Source organism: Epibacterium sp. ABV4_022 (assembly GCF_056159345.1).
On record NZ_JBSWVA010000004.1, the window covers coordinates 25,329 to 42,477 of the forward strand.

Genomic DNA, 17,149 nt, shown 5'->3' on the forward strand with positions numbered 1-17,149 from the left:
GCCCGGCCCTGCTCAGGCCTCTGCCGCATCCGCTGGGTCGTCAAAGGCGTCGGGCTCCAGCTCCTGCCAGAAGGCAATGATGGCGCCGGCGTTCAGCGCCGAGCGCCACCCGTGCTGGCGGAAATGCTCGCGGTCGAGATCACTGTCGAGCCGCGACAGGAACAGGCGCTTGTCGGCATCGCGTTGCGTCGGGTTTCGCCGCGAAACCAGGGTTTCGACAACATCGAGGTGGCGCGCCCTGTCTCGCCGCTCCGCCGCCCGCGCGGCAAAGGCTGCATCCTCCGCCGCCTTTTCCGCCGCGCGGGCCTCGCGTTCCGCCGCCAGGCGCGCTTCGGTCTCCGGGTCCGGCTGGGACGGGGTCGCGCGCCCCTCTTGCGCCACGGAGTAATCACCGTTGATCGCCGCCCGCAAATAGCCGACGCGGGATTTCACCTCGCCCTGCCCCGACACATAGTCGAGCTTTTCCTGAACATAGTCCTGCCCATGTTCGGTGATCCATTGCCGCGCCAGCCGGTCCGAGACCCCCTGCCCGCGCAAGGACTTGTAGACCGGCAGATTGCGCAGCCCGTCGCTATCATCGATCTGGAACATCGCCATCTGCGGATTTTCCTTGATCAGAAAACGGATCTCGCTGACCGCACGCCCTTTCTTGCGGGTCTGCGGCTCGATGATGATGTCGGAGCTTTTGTTGACCTCGGCCACCGCCGGCTTGATGATCTTGGCGTTGAGGTGCTTGAAACTCTCGTAATAGGCGGACCCGTCCACCCCCATCAGTTTGCGAAAGATGTCGAGGCTCCACCACCCCGTCGATCCCGTCCGCACGAAGCGATAGCAGTTTTCATACAGGGCCAGCCCGTGGCCGGAGGTGAAGTTGCGCTGTATCTTTACATTGATCAGCGCGTAGATCTTCGGGTCATGCAGCTTCTGCGCCAAGGCCGGGGAATAGGCATATTCACAGACGCCGTTCTTCAGCTTGGCATAGCTCAGCAGCGCCGAGACCCCCCATTCCTGGTGGCCCTGCTCATCCAGCATGTCCCATTCCGCAACCGTTTCCGCCAGCGCCCGGAGACTGGCGCGCAGACTGTCCACATCGTTGGAGTTGTATCCCACCATCATCGCCAATGTGCGCGCGTCGATGGTGTGGCTGCGGGCCGAGGTCAGCGTGTCGTAGGCATTCAGCAACAGCACATTGGACAGCTTGCGCTGCAACAGAGTCAGCTTGCCACTGATGTGGATTGCGGCGACATTCTTTTTCACCGTCTCTCGCGTCAACGCGCCGGTCAGCCGTTCCGCATCGAAAGCCTGCTCTGCCATGGAATCATCTGCCTTGATGTTTTTTGCAACTCTGCCACAAAAGGAACCCGGCAGACAATTACCTATGGGTTCCTTTCACGCGGCACGACAGAGGTCCTCCCTTGGTCCCAAAGGTACCCATCCACGGGATCTCCGAAGCGTTTCTACGAGGAATGCGAATCATGCGCCCTCGCAACTCCACGCCTCAGACCGCCAGAGCGCGGCGGAGAAAACAGGGTCTAACCCGGGCCTTCAGTGTCGAATTTCGAGTCCGAAACCGCTCCACGCGCGGCTCTGGCGCTCTGTGTCACAGGTTTCGCGCCGGAGGACCCATCCCGAGAATCGGGACCTTTCCTCCCGCTCAAGGGACCTGTTCATCCTGCATACGGGTCCCTTTCATCCTGCATATAGGTACCCATCTTCCTGTAAAGTGGCACCTTTGGCCACTTAAGGCGTTGAGTACAAATGATTTCCCCGACCTAAAGATTCTAAAGACTCTAAAAAAACTAAACGCTTTGTTGTGTTTCCATTTCTGGGTTTTTCGATGCAATGCCGCCAAGGATGATGCCAACCCCCTACGTTTCGCCACGAAACCGCTGACAGGAACCTGAAAAATCTCCGCACCGGGTCCGTATGACCTATGCAGGCGCAGGGATGTTCTCTATTCTTGGGCATATAACAAAAAACCGCAGACATTCATCGAGATCGAGCAACCTGATGAGTACCCCTCCATTGCCCCCCTATTTCAATCTGGACCCGGAGAAAGCCGCAGGCAAGCTGCCCGATCCGATCCAAACCACCCGCTTTGCCAAAGCCGCTGCCTTGTGCACCAAGGGACGCGAGGATCTGGCCCGACGCGGCTATGCCCCCGACGGTGAAAAGCGGCTGCGCAAGTTCTCCGTTTGGGAAATCACCCGCTATCTGATCCCGGTTGCGCCGCAACACCTGCGCCGGGTTCTGAAGGCGCATCCGGATCTGCCCCAGGGCGAAGGCGAAGGTGGCTCCAAATGGTTCACCCTCGAAGAAGTCCTCGCGCTGCGTCAGCACTTCGCGAGCGAGGGGATCTCGACCAAGGAATACCTGCCCTACCGGCCGGAAGGTTTGCCGGCCAAGGTCACCGCGGTTGCCAACTTCAAGGGCGGCGTGGGCAAGACCTCGACAGCTGCGCATCTGGCGATGTCGGCGGCGCTGGACGGTTACAAGGTGCTGGTGATCGACCTCGACAGCCAGGGCTCCATGACCTCGATCCTCGGCGGCACCGTGGAGGACGAATGGTCGACGGTGTTCCCGCTGGTGGCCAAGGATTACGCCAAGGCCGTGCTGGAAGAAAACGCTGTCCGCGCCGCCGCCGGCGAGCCGGAGCTGGCGCTGGATGAAACCCTGAACGAGGCGCTGACGGTTTCGCCGCGAAACGTCATCCAGAAAACCCATTGGCCCAATATCGACCTGATCGGCGCGCAGCTGAACCTCTATTGGGCGGAGTTCCAGATTCCGGTCTGGCGCATGGGGTTGCGGAGCTGGCCGCTCTGGGATGCGTTGAGCAATTTTCTTCAGGACGAAGGTATCCTCGACGAGTACGACATCGTCTTTCTCGATACGCCGCCGGCGCTTGGCTATCTGACCATCAACGCGCTGGCCGCTGCCGATATCCTGCTGGTGCCGCTGGGGGCATCGTTTCTGGAATTCGACAGCACGGGGCGGTTCTTTGATATGCTCTATTCGACCTTTGCGTCGATCGAGGAGGGCGAGAACGTTGCGCAGCGTGCGGCCGGTTTGCCTGAAATTAAGTTCGAATGGGATGTAGTAAGGGCGCTGATCACGCGCTTTGACGCCAGTCAGCAGACGGATATGGCGAATGTGATCCAAGCTTACTTCGGCGATTTCATGAATGCCTACCGTCAGGATGTCACGGCCCTCGTGGGCCAGGCGGGAGAGCAGGTAAATGGGATCTATGAAGCGGATTATCGCGACTTCAACCGCGATACCTATGTACGCGGGCGGGAAACCTTTGATCGCACCTATGCCGAGTTCAAGGAACTCCTCATCGGCAGCTGGTGGCGCGATGCCCGGATGGCAGGGGACCACCAGGATGGCTAAACGCAGACGACTGACCGCACCGGATGCCTCGGAGATCGAGGCGCTGGAAGAGGGTTTCGCGACGAAACCAAGCGTCAACCCGTTCGAAACAGGCACCCAGAGCGCGCCGCCGATCGCCAAGGTCTCGGCCGAAACCGCCAAGCTGCGCGGCATGGCGGCGGTGACCGACCGGGTGGAGATGGCCCGCGACAAGGCTGACGCGGGTCGCTGGCGCAGCGCGGAGGAAGCGGGGCAGGTGGTGCAGCCGGTGCCGCTGGAGCAGATCGACCGCGACTACCTGCGGCGCGATCGCATGGCGGTGGACGAGCAGGAGCTGCAGGAGCTGATTGCCTCGGTGCGCCAGAACGGCTTGCGCAGCCCGGTCGAGGTGGTGGCGCTGGAGGATGGCGGCTATGGTCTGGTGTCCGGGTTCCGCCGGCTCGAAGCCTATGCGCGCCTGAACCGTGGTCACGAGGGGTTCGCCGAGATCCCCGCCTTTGTGCGCCAGGGCAGCGACAGCGCCGCGGCCTATGTTTCCATGGTCGAGGAAAACGAGCTGCGGGCCAATCTGACGCCCTATGAACGGGGCCGCATCGCGGTTCTGGTGACGGGGCAGGGGGTCTTTGCCTCGGTCGAGGAGGCGGTGGATGTCCTGTTCGCGGCGGCGTCCAAGGCAAAGCGCTCCAAGGTGCGCAGCTTTGCCGCCGTGCATGAGGGGCTGGGCGATCTGCTGCGCTATCCCAGTGCGCTGTCGGAGAAGGCCGGATTGCGGTTGGCGGCGGCGCTGCGGGCCGGGGGGCAGGCGGGTTTGCGGCAGGTCCTAGCCGGCGCCGCACCGGACAGTGAACGCGCGGAATGGAAGCTGCTGGAAACAGCGCTGAATGCCCAGGACCAGGGCGGGGCAGCTGCCGTAACAGCCCGCGGTGGGCGCCCGCGTAAGGTCACCCGGCTGAGCCCGCGCAGCCTGCAAGGGGGCGGAGATCTGAGCGCTGAGGTCTCCCCGAAAGCGGTCCGGATCGACCTCAAGGGGCGCGGGTTGTCACCAGAGCAGGTCGAAACCTTGCTGACACTGATCGAAGCCCACGTCAGCGACGCGGAGTGAGCGCAGCGGGGTCACCCCGGCGCCGGTTGCCTCTGCGCCGGATGTGAGTGTCCCAAGGCCGAGTCTGGCTGCCTGGCGGGTTTCGGCCAGGTCACGATGATCAGGGCGCAGCCGGTGATGGCGGCGGCGCGGAGAGTGTCCGGCAGCTGGTCGAGGCGGCACGCCAGGTGTTGTTCACCGGGTTTCGCCACATCAGCCGCGATCCGAACCGGCGCCCGGTGCGGCAAACCCTGGGAGATGAGCCCGTCCCGGATGCGGCTGGCCTGTCGCACCGACATGTAGAACACAGAAGTGGTTCCGGGGCCGGCATGACGGGTGCTGTCGGGCAGGGCGCTGCCGTGTCGACAGGTGCCGGTGGTCAGGATCAGCGTATCTGCCACGCCGCGTTCCGTGAGGCTGATCTGCTGATGCGCCGCCGCAGCGCAGGCGGCGGTGATACCGGGCACGACCTCCACCGGGAGGCCGGCCAGCCGGGCGGCGGTGAGCTCTTCGGTCAGCCGTCCAAAAATGCCCGGATCGCCGGATTTGAGCCGCACCACGCGCTGGCCCTTCAGGGCTTCGGCAACGATGCAGGCGTCGATCCGGTGTTGCGGCCAGGCATGTGCGCCCACCTCCTTGCCGACGTAGATCTTGCGACAGCCGCGCCGGGCGAGGGCGATCACCTCCGGATCGACCAGCCGATCATAGAGCAGCACATCGGCGGCGCGAATGCGCGCCAGGGCCCGCAGGCTCAGCAGGTCGGCAGCACCGGGTCCCGCGCCCACCAGGGCGACATGGGATCGTGCCCGGCGCCGGGCCAGGTCACGGGAGGGGCGCACCGTAAGAGGGGTCTGGAGCAGGCTGGCGGTCTGACGACACAGGCGCAGCCCCCAGTCGAGGGCGCGGGTGGCTTGTGCGGGCAGGGCGGTCATTCTGCGGCCTCCTGGACCTGGATACGCGCCAGAAGCGCGGCGATTTCGGGCTTGCAGGAGCCGCAATTGGTTCCGGCCTGAAGCGCTGCGCCGACGTCATCGACCGTCATCAGGCCGCCGGTTTCGATGGCGGTGAGGATGCTGTTCACCCCGACCGAGAAACAGGAGCACAGGATCGGGCCCGGATCGGGCTGGTCCACCGGTGCACGGCCGGTCAGGACGGTGGCGGCTGCGGTGCCGGGCACGCCGGTCAGGTAATCGCGCATGACGGCAACGGGCTGCGGGGCAATGAACAGGGCGGCCTGCACGCGCCCGCCGTGCAGGAAGGCGAGCCGGGTGGTGCCGCGCGCCGGATCCGACACCAGCTGCACATCCGCCCGTGGCAGGTCGAACAGGCGGCGGGCGATGGCGTCCCAATCGGCAATGGCGCGGCACCCGGCAAGCTCCAGTCGCCAGCCACCCGGGGTGCGCGCCCGGGCCCAGTAGTCGGCGATCTCCAGCGTGTCGCGATCAAGAGGCGTGGCAGAGACGGCAAACCCGTACCAGCGGGCCTCGAACCGTGACACGGCAACCACGCTTGCCTTGCTCTCGGGCTGGCCGGAGACCGGATCCACCACCGGAGCCACCAGATGGTCGATCCGCGCGGCAGGGGCTGTCTCTGCGGTCCAGTGGATCGGGGCAAAAACCGTGCCTGGCTGACCGTCATCGGTGATGCGCGCCCGCAGGAGGGCGCGGCCGTAGGGGCTGCTGAGCTGCACCAGATCCGCCGGTTTGATCGCCAGCCGGGCGGCGTCTTCAGGGTGAAGATCCACATAGGGTTCGGCCAGATGCGCCGAGAGCCGCGGGGACAGGCCGGTCCGCGTCATCGTGTGCCATTGGTCGCGAATGCGCCCGGTGTTGAGCCGGAACGGATAGCGCGGGCTGCGTTTGGCGACCGGTGGGCGGTGCTGAACCGGGATCATCTGCGCCTTGCCATCGGCGTGGTAGAAGCGCCCGTCGGCAAAGAAGCGCCCGCCGGACCGCTCCGCAGTCAGGGGCCAGCGCCCGGGAGGGAGCCTGTCATAGGCGTCATCGTCCAGCGCCGAGAGGGCCGAGATGTCGAAGTCGCGCCCCAGCGCGGCGGCCTTGCCGGAGAGCGCCGCATAGTCTCTGAAAATCGCGGCGGGGCTGTCGTAGGCGAAGGCCTGCGGCCAGCCCATACGCCGCCCCACATCGCAGAGGATCTGCCAGTCGGGGCGGGCCGAGCCCGGGGGCGGGCGTAGCGCGCGTTGGCGGCTGATGGTGCGGTCGGAGTTGGTAACGGTGCCGGATTTTTCGCCCCAGGCGGCGGCGGGCAGCAATACGTCGGCGAGCCGCGCGGTATCGGTTTCCGCGCTGATGTCGCTGACAACGGTAAACGGGCAGCAGGTGATGGCCTGTGCAACCCGATCCGCATCCGGCATCGAGACGGCGGGGTTGGTGTGAATGATCCAGAGTGCCTTGATCTGCCCGGAATGGATCGCCTCGAACATGTCGACGGCCTTGAGGCCGGGGGCGTCGGGCAGGGTGGGGGCGGCCCAGTGATCCTGCACGATGGCCCGGTGATCGGGCGATTCCAGATCGAGATGACAGGCAAGCATATTGGCCAGCCCGCCGACCTCGCGCCCGCCCATGGCGTTGGGCTGACCGGTGACAGAGAAGGGGCCGGATCCGGGGCGTCCGATGCGTCCGGTGGCCAGATGGCAATTCAGGATCGCGTTCACCTTGTCAGCGCCGGCGGCGGATTGATTGACGCCCTGGCTGTAGAGGGTGACGACGCGCGGGGTCTCGATCCACATCCGGCAGAAGCGGTCGATCTCTTCGGGCGGCAGGCCGGTTGCGCCCGGATCGTCATCCTGCGCTGCGGCGAGGGTTTCGTCCAATCCATTGACATTGCGCAGAAAATCAGGATTGAGCGCAGCAGAGCGCGCGATCCGGGACAAGAGGTGGTTGAACAGGGCGACATCCGACCCGATGCGGAGTTTCAGGTGCAGATCGGCGGTATCGCAGCTTGCCGTGTGGCGGGGGTCTATGACCACGATGCGGGTGCCGCGTGCCGCGCGGGCCGCCAGCAGTCGCTGGTGCAGCACCGGGTGGCACCATGCCAGGTTGGAGCCCACCAGCACCACCAGATCGGCCTCGTCAATATCCTCATAGGTGCCAGGCACGGTGTCACTGCCAAAGGCGCGTTTGTGGCCGGCGACCGAGGACGCCATGCAGAGCCGCGAATTGGTGTCGATATTGGCGGACCCGATGAAGCCTTTCATCAGCTTGTTGGCGACATAGTAATCCTCGGTCAGCAGTTGGCCGGAGACGTAGAAGGCGACGCTGTCGGGACCATGGGCGGCAATCGTCTCGCGGAACCGGGTGGCGACCAGATCCAGGGCGCTGTCCCAATCGGTGTCCGCGCCGTGAATGCGGGGCGCGCGCAGGCGGCCCTCCAGCCCGGTGGTTTCCGCCAGCGCCGCGCCTTTGGAGCACAGCCGCCCCCGGTTGGCGGGGTGGTCCGGGTCTCCCTTGACCTCCAGCCCGTCCGGGCCACCCCGCCGCATCAGGACTCCACAGCCAACGCCGCAATAGGGGCAGGTGGAGCGGGTCCAGCTCTGTTGATCCTGCGCGGGCGATGTCATGCGGCGTCTCGCTTGCCAAGTTCGGTGGCATCCATCAGCAGGCGCCCGTCTTCGATCCGTACGGAGTAAGTGGTGACCTGGCCCTGATCCGCGCCCTGTGCGGCGCCGGTTTCGAGGGAGAACACCCAATTGTGCAGCGGGCAGGTCACCTGTTTGCCGTGCACGATCCCATCCGACAGCGGCCCACCCTTGTGCGGACAGCGGTCGGACAGCGCATAGACCTCGTCCTCGGCGGGGCGGAACAGCGCGACGCAACCCAGCGGGGTCTTGACCACCCGCGCACCGCGCAGGGGGATGTCGTCCAGGGTGCCAATATCGATCCAACTCATTCCGCGGCCTCCAGGGTCAGGTCTGCAAGGGGTTGATAGGTTTCGGCTTTGTCCTTGGCGTGCTCTGCCCAGGGGTCTTTGCGATAGATGCTCTGTGACAGCTCGAACCGCTCCACCAGCGCGCGGCGCTCTGCGGCATTGTCGACGATGCGCTCGCGCACCCACTCCAGGCCGACTTTGGCGAGCCATTTATAGGGTCGGTCCAGGTATTTGGCGTGTTCGCGATAAAGCTGGACAAAGGCCACGGTCATTTCCATCGCCTCCTTCTCGGTGGCGACATCCGCCAGCCGCTGGGTCTCCTTCAGGTCCATGCCCGCCGCGCCGCCGACGCCGATCTGATAGCCGCTGTCGACGCAGACGATGCCGACATCCTTGCAGGTGGCCTCGGCGCAGTTGCGGGGACAGCCGGAGACCGCGAGTTTGACCTTATGCGGTGTCCACGATCCCCAGAGGGCCCGCTCCAGCTTGACGCCCAGCCCGGTGGAATCCTGGGTGCCAAAGCGGCAGTGATCGGTGCCAACGCAGGTTTTGACGGTCCGGAGCCCCTTGGAATAGGCGTGGCCCGAGACCAGCCCGGCCTTGTTCAGATCGGCCCAGATCGCGGGCAGGTCCGTGCCCTTGATGCCCAAGAGGTCGATGCGCTGGCCGCCAGTGACCTTCACCGTCTTGGCGTCGTATTTCTCGGCTGCATCGGCAATGGCCCGCAGCTCGCGCGGGTTGGTGAGGCCCCCCCACATGCGCGGCACCACCGAAAATGTGCCGTCTTTCTGGATGTTGGCGTGTTTGCGCTCGTTCACGAACCGGCTTTGCGGATCGTCCTGATATTCCACCGGCCAATCGGCGAGCAGGTAGAAGTTCACCGCCGGGCGGCAGACATGGCAGCCGTTGGGGGTCTTCCAGCCCAGTTCCTGCCAGACGGCGGGCTGGCTTTTCAGCGCCTTGGCCTTGATCAGGCGGCGGACGTCCTCGTGGGTGTGGTCGGTGCAGGCGCAGATCGGTTGCGCCTGCGGGGCCTCATAGCCATCGCCCAGCGTCACCTCCAGCAGCTGTTCCACCAGCCCGGTGCAGGTCCCGCAGGAGGCCGAGGCCTTGGTGGTTGCCTTCAGGGCGGGCAGGTCGGTTGCACCGCCTTCGATGGCGTCGACGATGGTGCCTTTGCAAATGCCGTTGCAGCCGCAGATTTCCGCGTCACGCGGCAATGCTGCAACGGCTGAGAGAGGGTCCGCGGCGGCCCCTCCCTGATAGGCGGGGCCAAAGATCAGCGTGTCGCGCATCTCTGACACATCGGTGCCATCCTTGATGAGACCAAAGAACCAGTTGCCGTCGCTCGTGTCGCCATACATGACCGCCCCGACCAGCCGGTCGCCTTCCAGCACCAGCCGCTTGTAGACGCCCCGTGCGGGGTCGCGAAACACGATGTCCTCGCGGGTGTCGCCTGCGGAGAAATCACCGGCGCTGAACAGGTCGCAGCCGGTGACCTTGAGCTTGGTCGAGAGCGATTTCTGCCGGAACGCGGCGTCCTGGCCGAGCAGGGTTTGCGCGGCCACCTTGGCCTGATCATAAAGCGGCGCCACAAGGCCGAAGATCGCGCCATCATGTTCGACACATTCGCCCACGGCCAGCACATCGGCGTCCGAGGTCAGCATCTGGTCGTCCACATGAATGCCCTTGCCCACCGCCAGGCCGGCCTCGGCGGCCAGGGCGGTATTGGGACGGATGCCCACGGCCATCACCAGCAGATCGCAGGGCAGCTCGGTCCCGTCATCCAGCACCAGTGCGCGCACCTTGCCATCCGCGCCTGCGATCTCCTTTGAGTTCGCAGAGAGCCGCACGGTGATGCCCTTTTCCTCCAGCGATTTTTTCAGCAGATAGCCTGCGGCCTCGTCCAGCTGGCGCTCCATCAGGTGGCCCATGATGTGCACCACGGTGACATCGGCGCCGCGCGCCGCCATGCCGGCAGCCGCTTCAAGACCGAGGAGACCGCCGCCGATCACCACCACCTTGTTGCCCGTCTGCATCTCCATCATGCGGTGGGTGTCTTCAAGGTCGCGATAGGCGATGACGCCGTCGAGATCATGACCCGGAAGCGGGATGATGAAAGGGTTGGAGCCGGTGGCGAACAGCAGCTTGTCATAGGCCAGAACCTCGCCCGTGTCGGAGGTCACGGTCTTGGCGCTGCGGTCGATCCGGGTGATTTTCTGGCCAAACCGGGTGTGCACGCCATTGGCGGCGTACCAGTCATCGGAATGGGTGATGATCTCCGCGTAGGTCTTGTCGCCCGACAGCACCGGGCTCAGCATGATGCGGTTGTAATTGCCGCGGGGTTCGGCGTTGAAGAGGGTGATGTCATAGGCGTCGGGGGCAGTCTCCAGCAGATGCTCGATGACCCGGCCCGAGGCCATGCCAGCGCCGATGATGACGAGTTTTTTGGTCATGATGTCACTCCGCCGCTATCTTTTTTGCGGTTGCTGTGGGTTTTGGTTTGGCGCCGTGTTCGTATTCCTCGAGGAAATCGAGCACGTCCTGGCGGTAGGCGTAATAATCCGGGTGTTCCAAGAGCGCCTTGCGGGTGCGCGGGCGGGGCAGGTTCACATCGGTGATCTTGCCGATCGTGGCCTGCGGCCCGTTGGTCATCATCACCACCCGGTCGGCCAGCAGGATCGCCTCGTCCACGTCATGGGTGACACAGATCGCGGTCACCTTGGTGCGCGACCAGACCTCCATCAGCACCTCTTGCAGCTCCCAGCGGGTGAGGCTGTCGAGCATGCCAAAGGGTTCATCCAGCAAGAGCAGTTTCGGTGACAGGGCAAAGGCGCGGGCGATGCCGACCCGTTGCTGCATGCCGTTGGACATCTCGCAGGCGGGCTTGTCCATCGCCTCGGCGAGGCCGACCCGTTCGAGGTAATAGTCCACCACGTCCTGACGTTCCGCTTGGCTGGCCCTGGGATAGACCTTGTCCACCCCGATGGCGCAGTTTTCCCGTGCCGAGAGCCAGGGAAACAGGTTGGGCGACTGGAACACCACCGCGCGCTCCGGGTCGGCGCCTTCGACATGTTTGCGGTCGAGTTTGATCGCGCCCTTTGAAATCGGGTTGAGACCGGCGGCCATGGTCAGCACCGTGGATTTACCGCACCCCGAATGGCCGATCAGCGAGATGAACTCGCCCTTGTTGATCTTGAGGTCGAAATCCTCGACCACGGTCAGCGGTCCCTTGGGCGTGGGGTAGATCTTGTGCAGCTGCGAAAAGTCGAGATAGCGCTCCTCGGCGAGCGCGGTCCCGGTCCCGGCCTCGGCAACGGCAGCCGGCAGCTGGTGGATCGGCGTCACATCGGGCAGCAGCTTTGTGCCCTCGACCCGTGACTTGATCCCCACATCCATCAGGTGCCCGGTGACGGCGACGCGCAAGTGCTTGAAGCGATCATCGGTGTTCATGGCGCTGCGATCCCGGGGCCGGGGCAGAGACACCACGAACTCCTCACCCAGCGTGCCGTCGGGGTTCAGGGCGATGATGCGGTCGGCCAGAAGGATGGCCTCGTCGACGTCGTTGGTGATGAGCACGCAGGTCTTCTTGTCGGCCTCCCAGATCGCTTCGATCTCCTCGGCGAGATTGGCACGGGTGAGCGCGTCGAGCGCCGAGAGCGGTTCGTCCAGCAGCAGCACCTCGGGGTCCATCGCCAGGGCGCGGGCGACATTGACCCGCTGGCGCATGCCGCCGGACAGTTCGGCCGGGCGGCGGTGGCGGGCATGGGACAGCCCCACCATCTGCACGTAGTGGTCGACCTTGGCGGTCTTTGCCGCCCGGTCCAGCCCGGGAAAGATCGCATCCACCGCAAGCCCCACATTGCCGGCCACGGTGAGCCAGGGCATCAGCGCGTAGTTTTGAAAGATCACGCCGCGTTCCGGGCCGGGGCCGGTGATGTTCTGGCCCTTGAAGGTCACGCGCCCGCTGGTGGGGCGCTCCAGCCCCGCCATCAGGTTGATCAGGGTAGTCTTGCCGGTGCCGGAAAAGCCAAGGAGAACAAGGAACTCGCCTTCTTCGACCCGGAGGTTGACGGTCTTCAGCACATCGGTGGTGGTGCCGGTGCCAAAGGATTTGGAGACGTCGGAAAATTCCAGAATGCTCATGACGCTCACCGGTTGTTCGAGAAGGTGAACAGGGATTGCAGCGCAAACATCACCCGGTCGAGGAGGAAGCCGATCAGCCCGATGGTCAGCACCGCGACGATGATCCGGGCCAGCGACTGGCTGGAGCCGTTCTGGAATTCATCCCAGACGAATTTGCCGAGACCGGGGTTCTGGGCCAGCATCTCGGCGGCGATCAGCACCATCCAGCCAACTCCGAGCGAGAGCCGCAACCCGGTAAAGATCAGGGGCAGCGCGGAGGGCAGCACCAGTTTGGTGATCTTGGTATAGGTGTTCATTTTCAGGACCTTGGAGACATTGACCAGATCCTTGTCGATCGACGCCACGCCAAGCGCCGTGTTGATCAGCGTGGGCCAGAGCGAGCACAGCGTGACGGTGATCGCGGAGACCAGAAAGCTCTTTGCAAAGAGCCCGTCCCCCGAGGCGGCCAGCGCAGACACCACCATGGTGACGATCGGCAGCCAGGCCAACGGCGAGACCGGTTTGAAGATCTGCACCAGCGGGTTGATGGCCGCATTGGCCATCGGCGAGAGCCCGGCAAGGATGCCCAGCGGAATCGCCACCACGGAGGCCAGCAGGAAGCCGAAGAACACGGTCTGGATCGAGGTCCAGATCTGGTCGTAGTAGCTTGGCGCGCCGGTATAGGCGATGTGTTTGACCTGATCCGCGCGGCCCTGTTCGATCATGCGCTGGTTGCGCTGCTCCACCCGCTCGCGGAACTGCGCCTCCTTTGCGGCCTTGGCGCGGGCGTCCTGATGCAGGGTCAGGGTTTCCTCCCAGACCTGCACCGGGCCGGGGATGGCGCCAAGCGAGGTCTGCACCCGCGGGGCAAGCGTGCCCCAGAGCAGCAGGAAGCCGACGATGGCAAGCAGCGGCACCGCCAGAAGGCGCCAGAGCTCTCGGGCCTGGGTGCGGGGGGTGTCGCCGGCGGCGAGCTTCAGCAGCGGGGTGATCCAGGCCAGGCCGAGAACCTGAAACCAGGAATCGAGTTGGTTGATGCGTGTGAAGCGCCGGGCGCGCCGGGCTTCGGCGGAGAGGCTGTCGGGGTCGACGGTGGTCATGGCGGGATCCTTCGGATGGGGGTCCTGGCGAGAACGGGCGAGAAAGAGATATGCAGCGTGCGGGAGGGGACCGGCGCTCGCTCCTGAAGGAGCCTCGCCCCGCCCGCCCTCCCGTCGGGGCGGGTCAGCCCTGCACGGCCTCGCCGACGACGGTCTGGCGGCCCTTCAGGCCGATGGGCAGGCTGTCGATATAGGCGTTGGGGCTGCGGCCATCGAAGGGGATGCCGTCGATGATGTCGGTGGCCGGGGTGGGGGCCTTGTAGCCGTCGCTGTCCCAGGGAAAGTCGGCGGCGTCGGCCTTGCCCTCGTCGACCAGCATCCGGGCGGCCTCGAGATAGATCTCGGGCTTGTAGACGGAGCGGGCGACCTCATCGAACCAGCTGTCGGGCTTGGCGTCGGCGATCTGGCCCCAGCGCCGCATCTGGGTCAGGTACCAGACCGCGTCCGAGTAGAACGGATAGGTCGCGTTGTGGCGGAAGAATGTATTGAAATCAGGGACATCCCGCACGTCGCCCTTTTCGTATTCGAAGGTGCCGGTCATCGAGTTGGCGATCACCTCGGCATCGGCACCGACATATTCCGGGCGGCTGAGGATCTCGACCGCCTCGGCGCGGTTGGCGTTGTCGTTCTCGTCGAGCCAGATCGCCGCCCGGATCAGCGCCTTGACCACGGCGCGGGTGGTGTTGGGGTTCTGTTCGGCGAAGTCGGCCGTGATGCCGAAGACCTTTTCGGGATTGTTCTTCCAAAGTTCGTAGTCGGTGATGACCGGCACGCCGATGCCCTTGAACACTGCCTGCTGGTTCCAGGGCTCGCCGACGCAATAGCCGGAGATGGTGCCGGCCTCCAGCGTGGCGGGCATCTGCGGCGGTGGTGTCACCGACAGGAAGGCCTCGGCGCCGATCTGGCCGGTGACGTTCTCCGGACTGTAGTAGCCCGGGTGCACCCCGCCGGCGGCCAGCCAGTAGCGCAGTTCGTAGTTGTGGGTGGAGACCGGAAAGACCATGCCCATGTTGAAGGGCTTGCCCTCTGTCCTGAAGCGCTCGATGACCGGTTTCAGATGCGACGCCGAGATCGGATGGGCCACCCGGCCGGTGTCATCCCGCGGCAGGTTCGGCTTCATCATCTCCCAGACCTCGTTGGAGAGGGTGATGCCATTGCCGTTCAGGTCCATGGAAAACGGGGTGACGATATGGGCTTCGGTGCCGTAGCCGATGGTGGCGGCCAGCGGTTGGCCGGCCAGCATATGGGCGCCGTCGAGGCTGCCGTCGATCACGCCGTCCAGCAGCACTTTCCAGTTGGCCTGCGCTTCCAGCGTGACAAACAGGCCCTCGTCGTCGAAGTAGCCCTGTTCATAGGCCACGGCGAGCGGTGCCATGTCTGTCAATTTGATAAAGCCAAAGGTCAGGACGTCTGTTTCCAGCTCCAGCATGTCTGCATGGGCGGGGCTGACAAGCGCCGCTGTGGCTGCCAAGGTCAACATCAGTTTCTTCATCGGTTCGGTCCCCTCATGGTGTGATGCGGTGGTTCAGCCGGGCGCTGAAACCAAAAAAGCCGCCGACCTTATCCGCCGGAAGGAGAGGCGGAGCGGGTCGAGCGGCTTTGCTCTTCTGAAAGTCCCATTCACTGGGAGAAATTCTGCGGCTGGCGTCGTTGCGAGCCTGAGTTCAGCATGTCAGAGGGGGCGGTGGCCTCAAAGCCGAAACTGGCCGGAGGTGCGAAATTCTTCTGCGATGCGGCATCGCGCGGCCTATCTGCCGCTTTTTTCATCGCTGGGGCCGCTGCGGGTCGAAGATCTGACCATCGAAGAATCGATTGTCCGGGGCCGGATGGGCGCGTGTGGAGAGATTGGAGCTGTCACGCCCTTCGACTCGCTGCGGATGCTGGGGGAGCTGCGGGCACAGGTCGCCGAGTGCACTGCGGTAGAGATCATCGCGGAACACAGGCGCGGCGGCGCGCAGGGCGGCGGCGCGGTCCAGGCCGGTGCGTATCGCCAGTTGATGCGCGATCCATTGGGCCTGGCTGGTCCAGGGGTAGCTGGCGTCTCCAAGGTGGAACCGCAGAAATCCGGGCACGTCGCGTTGCAGACCCTGTGGCGTCACGGTGAGCCCGCCGGAGAGTGCCCGGTCGATGATTTCCGGGGGCAGGCTCAGATAGGGCTCGCGGGCCAGCAGTTCGGCGGCCAGAAGGCGGCTTTCGGCGCTGGCGAGCCATTTGCCCGCCCGCCACACGGCGCGGATCAGGCGGTGCGCCAGCGGGGCCTCCTGCGTCAGCCAGGGGGTGCGCACGGCCAGCACCTTTTCCGGGGCGAAGGACCAGATTGCGGCGCCGGGCAGCAGCAGCGCCCCGAGACCGTGCTCCACCACGATCGAGCCCCAGGGTTCGCCCACGCAGAAGGCGTCCACCTCGCCCGCGCGCAGGGCGTCGGCCATCAGCGATGGGGGCACGGTGCGGATGTCGATGCTCTGCGGTGCGGGAAAACCAAGCGCGCTGAGCCAGTAGTAGAGAAGTTCCGCATGCATGGAGAAGGGAAAGGGCACCGCGATGCGAAGCCGGTCCGGGGCGGCTTCGATCAGGGCATGGCCCGCCGCCCGCGCATCGGCAAAGGCAAAGTCGTGACCCTGGTGGCGCATCCGGTCGGCAAGCGCGGCGCTGACGCCAATCACGGTACCATTGACCGAGAGCACGGACATCACGCTCAGCGGGCCACCGGTATTGCCCAGCCCCATCGCTGCGGCCACCGGCACCGGGGCGAGCATATGGGCGGCGTCCACCTGGCCAAAGGCCAGCATGTCACGCAAGGAGGACCACGACGGCGCCCGTTTCAGCAGGAGATCCAGGCCTTCTTCGGCGGCAAAGCCCATTTCCTGGGCGACAATCAACGGCGCGGCGTCGACCAGAGGGATGAAGCCCACGGGGATCTGTGCCCGCTTCATGACAGCAGTTCCGCAGCGGTGACCAGCGCCTGGGCCACGTCGGCCATGCGTTTGTTCTTGTCCATTGCCGTCTTGCGCATCAGGGCATAGGCCTCTTCTTCGGTGATGCCGCGGGCCTTCATGATCATGCCCTTGGCCCGGTCGATGACCTTGCGTTCTTCGAGGGCGCGCTTGGTTTCGGCCAGCTCGGTGCGCATCCGGTGCACCATGTTGAAACGGGCGATGGTGGCATCGAGGATCGGCTTCAGCCGGGCGGGCTGCATGCCGTCGACCACATAGGCCGAGACCCCGGCTTCGATCGCCGCGGTGGACAGGCCCTCGCCCGATTGATCGACGAACATGGCGACCGGGCGCTCCAGCGGGCCGGAGGCGAGGGTCAGCTCTTCCATCATGTCGCGCGAGGGGTTTTCGAGGTCGATCAGCACCACATCGGGGTTGAGAGACCGGATCTGCCGGGCCAGCCGGGTCGGATCGGCGATCACATGCAGGCGATAGTCCCCGGCCGCGCGCAGGCTCTCGCTCACCTGGGCGGCGCGATCCGGGTCGGATTCGACGAGTATGACGGAAAGGGGCTCGGCCATGGCTCCACATACGCCGCACCGCAGCATGCCTGTAAAGCCGGCATGACCACCTGCGGCGCTGTGGGGGAGGCG

The 17,149-nt window shown here is 65.0% G+C and carries 12 protein-coding genes; 2 read left to right on the top strand and 10 right to left on the bottom strand.

The genetic code is table 11. The features are described 5' to 3' along the window. Positions 1-12: 12 nt before the first annotated feature. Positions 13-1,314, bottom strand: coding sequence for a replication initiation protein (locus ACXAF5_RS20440; RefSeq protein ID WP_474948008.1), 1,302 nt, complete (start codon positions 1,312-1,314; stop codon positions 13-15). A 696-nt stretch (positions 1,315-2,010) separates the two neighbouring features. On the opposite strand from ACXAF5_RS20440, the gene ACXAF5_RS20445 reads away from it, so the two are divergent. Both ACXAF5_RS20445 and ACXAF5_RS20450 read left to right on the top strand, forming a co-directional pair. Further along, positions 2,011-3,390 carry an AAA family ATPase gene (locus ACXAF5_RS20445; RefSeq protein ID WP_474948009.1) on the top strand — a complete coding sequence of 460 codons (1,380 nt, stop codon included), beginning with the start codon at positions 2,011-2,013 and terminating at the stop codon, positions 3,388-3,390. Beyond that, a complete protein-coding gene (locus ACXAF5_RS20450) occupies positions 3,383-4,471 on the top strand; it encodes a ParB/RepB/Spo0J family partition protein (RefSeq protein WP_474948010.1) in 1,089 nt (362 codons plus the stop codon). The genes ACXAF5_RS20445 and ACXAF5_RS20450 overlap by 8 nt, the downstream gene beginning before the upstream one ends. Positions 4,472-4,482: 11 nt before the next feature. On the opposite strand, the gene cobA is transcribed toward ACXAF5_RS20450, so the two are convergent. From cobA to ACXAF5_RS20495, 9 genes are all read right to left on the bottom strand, one after another. Beyond that, positions 4,483-5,382, bottom strand: a complete 900-nt coding sequence (gene cobA, locus ACXAF5_RS20455; RefSeq protein ID WP_474948011.1) for a uroporphyrinogen-III C-methyltransferase — start codon at positions 5,380-5,382, stop codon at positions 4,483-4,485. Continuing rightward, positions 5,379-8,030, bottom strand: coding sequence for a molybdopterin-dependent oxidoreductase (locus ACXAF5_RS20460; RefSeq protein WP_474948012.1), 2,652 nt, complete (start codon positions 8,028-8,030; stop codon positions 5,379-5,381). Before ACXAF5_RS20460 ends, cobA begins: the two co-directional genes overlap by 4 nt. Further along, the gene (gene nirD, locus ACXAF5_RS20465) at positions 8,027-8,359 is read right to left on the bottom strand and encodes a nitrite reductase small subunit NirD (protein ID WP_474948013.1); all 333 of its coding nucleotides are present in this window, start codon (positions 8,357-8,359) and stop codon (positions 8,027-8,029) included. Before nirD ends, ACXAF5_RS20460 begins: the two co-directional genes overlap by 4 nt. Next, positions 8,356-10,794: a nitrite reductase large subunit NirB gene (gene nirB, locus ACXAF5_RS20470; protein ID WP_474948014.1), complete on the bottom strand. Its 2,439-nt coding sequence runs from the start codon at positions 10,792-10,794 to the stop codon at positions 8,356-8,358. The genes nirD and nirB overlap by 4 nt, the downstream gene beginning before the upstream one ends. Before the next feature lie 4 nt (positions 10,795-10,798). Continuing rightward, complete coding sequence (locus ACXAF5_RS20475) at positions 10,799-12,484, bottom strand: ABC transporter ATP-binding protein (protein WP_474948015.1); 1,686 nt, start codon at positions 12,482-12,484, stop codon at positions 10,799-10,801. Positions 12,485-12,489: 5 nt separating this feature from the next. After that, positions 12,490-13,563, bottom strand: a complete 1,074-nt coding sequence (locus tag ACXAF5_RS20480; RefSeq protein ID WP_239368473.1) for an ABC transporter permease — start codon at positions 13,561-13,563, stop codon at positions 12,490-12,492. 124 nt (positions 13,564-13,687) lie between these two features. Next, entirely contained in the window at positions 13,688-15,055 is a 1,368-nt protein-coding gene (locus ACXAF5_RS20485) for a CmpA/NrtA family ABC transporter substrate-binding protein (RefSeq protein WP_474948016.1), read from the bottom strand. A gap of 271 nt (positions 15,056-15,326) precedes the next feature. After that, complete coding sequence (locus tag ACXAF5_RS20490) at positions 15,327-16,496, bottom strand: ABC transporter substrate-binding protein (protein WP_474948017.1); 1,170 nt, start codon at positions 16,494-16,496, stop codon at positions 15,327-15,329. Further along, positions 16,493-17,077, bottom strand: a complete 585-nt coding sequence (locus ACXAF5_RS20495; protein ID WP_239325210.1) for an ANTAR domain-containing response regulator — start codon at positions 17,075-17,077, stop codon at positions 16,493-16,495. Before ACXAF5_RS20495 ends, ACXAF5_RS20490 begins: the two co-directional genes overlap by 4 nt. Positions 17,078-17,149 lie beyond the last annotated feature (72 nt).

Excerpts from the sequence above, each read along its gene's own strand:
- ACXAF5_RS20440 (WP_474948008.1), bottom strand. The coding sequence starts at position 1,314 with ATGGCAGAGCAGGCTTTCGATGCGGAACGGCTGACCGGCGCGTTGACG.
- ACXAF5_RS20445 (WP_474948009.1), top strand. The coding sequence starts at position 2,011 with ATGAGTACCCCTCCATTGCCCCCCTATTTCAATCTGGACCCGGAGAAA.
- ACXAF5_RS20450 (WP_474948010.1), top strand. The coding sequence starts at position 3,383 with ATGGCTAAACGCAGACGACTGACCGCACCGGATGCCTCGGAGATCGAG.
- cobA (WP_474948011.1), bottom strand. The coding sequence starts at position 5,382 with ATGACCGCCCTGCCCGCACAAGCCACCCGCGCCCTCGACTGGGGGCTG.
- ACXAF5_RS20460 (WP_474948012.1), bottom strand. The coding sequence starts at position 8,030 with ATGACATCGCCCGCGCAGGATCAACAGAGCTGGACCCGCTCCACCTGC.
- nirD (WP_474948013.1), bottom strand. The coding sequence starts at position 8,359 with ATGAGTTGGATCGATATTGGCACCCTGGACGACATCCCCCTGCGCGGT.
- nirB (WP_474948014.1), bottom strand. The coding sequence starts at position 10,794 with ATGACCAAAAAACTCGTCATCATCGGCGCTGGCATGGCCTCGGGCCGG.
- ACXAF5_RS20475 (WP_474948015.1), bottom strand. The coding sequence starts at position 12,484 with ATGAGCATTCTGGAATTTTCCGACGTCTCCAAATCCTTTGGCACCGGC.
- ACXAF5_RS20480 (WP_239368473.1), bottom strand. The coding sequence starts at position 13,563 with ATGACCACCGTCGACCCCGACAGCCTCTCCGCCGAAGCCCGGCGCGCC.
- ACXAF5_RS20485 (WP_474948016.1), bottom strand. The coding sequence starts at position 15,055 with ATGAAGAAACTGATGTTGACCTTGGCAGCCACAGCGGCGCTTGTCAGC.
- ACXAF5_RS20490 (WP_474948017.1), bottom strand. The coding sequence starts at position 16,496 with ATGAAGCGGGCACAGATCCCCGTGGGCTTCATCCCTCTGGTCGACGCC.
- ACXAF5_RS20495 (WP_239325210.1), bottom strand. The coding sequence starts at position 17,077 with ATGGCCGAGCCCCTTTCCGTCATACTCGTCGAATCCGACCCGGATCGC.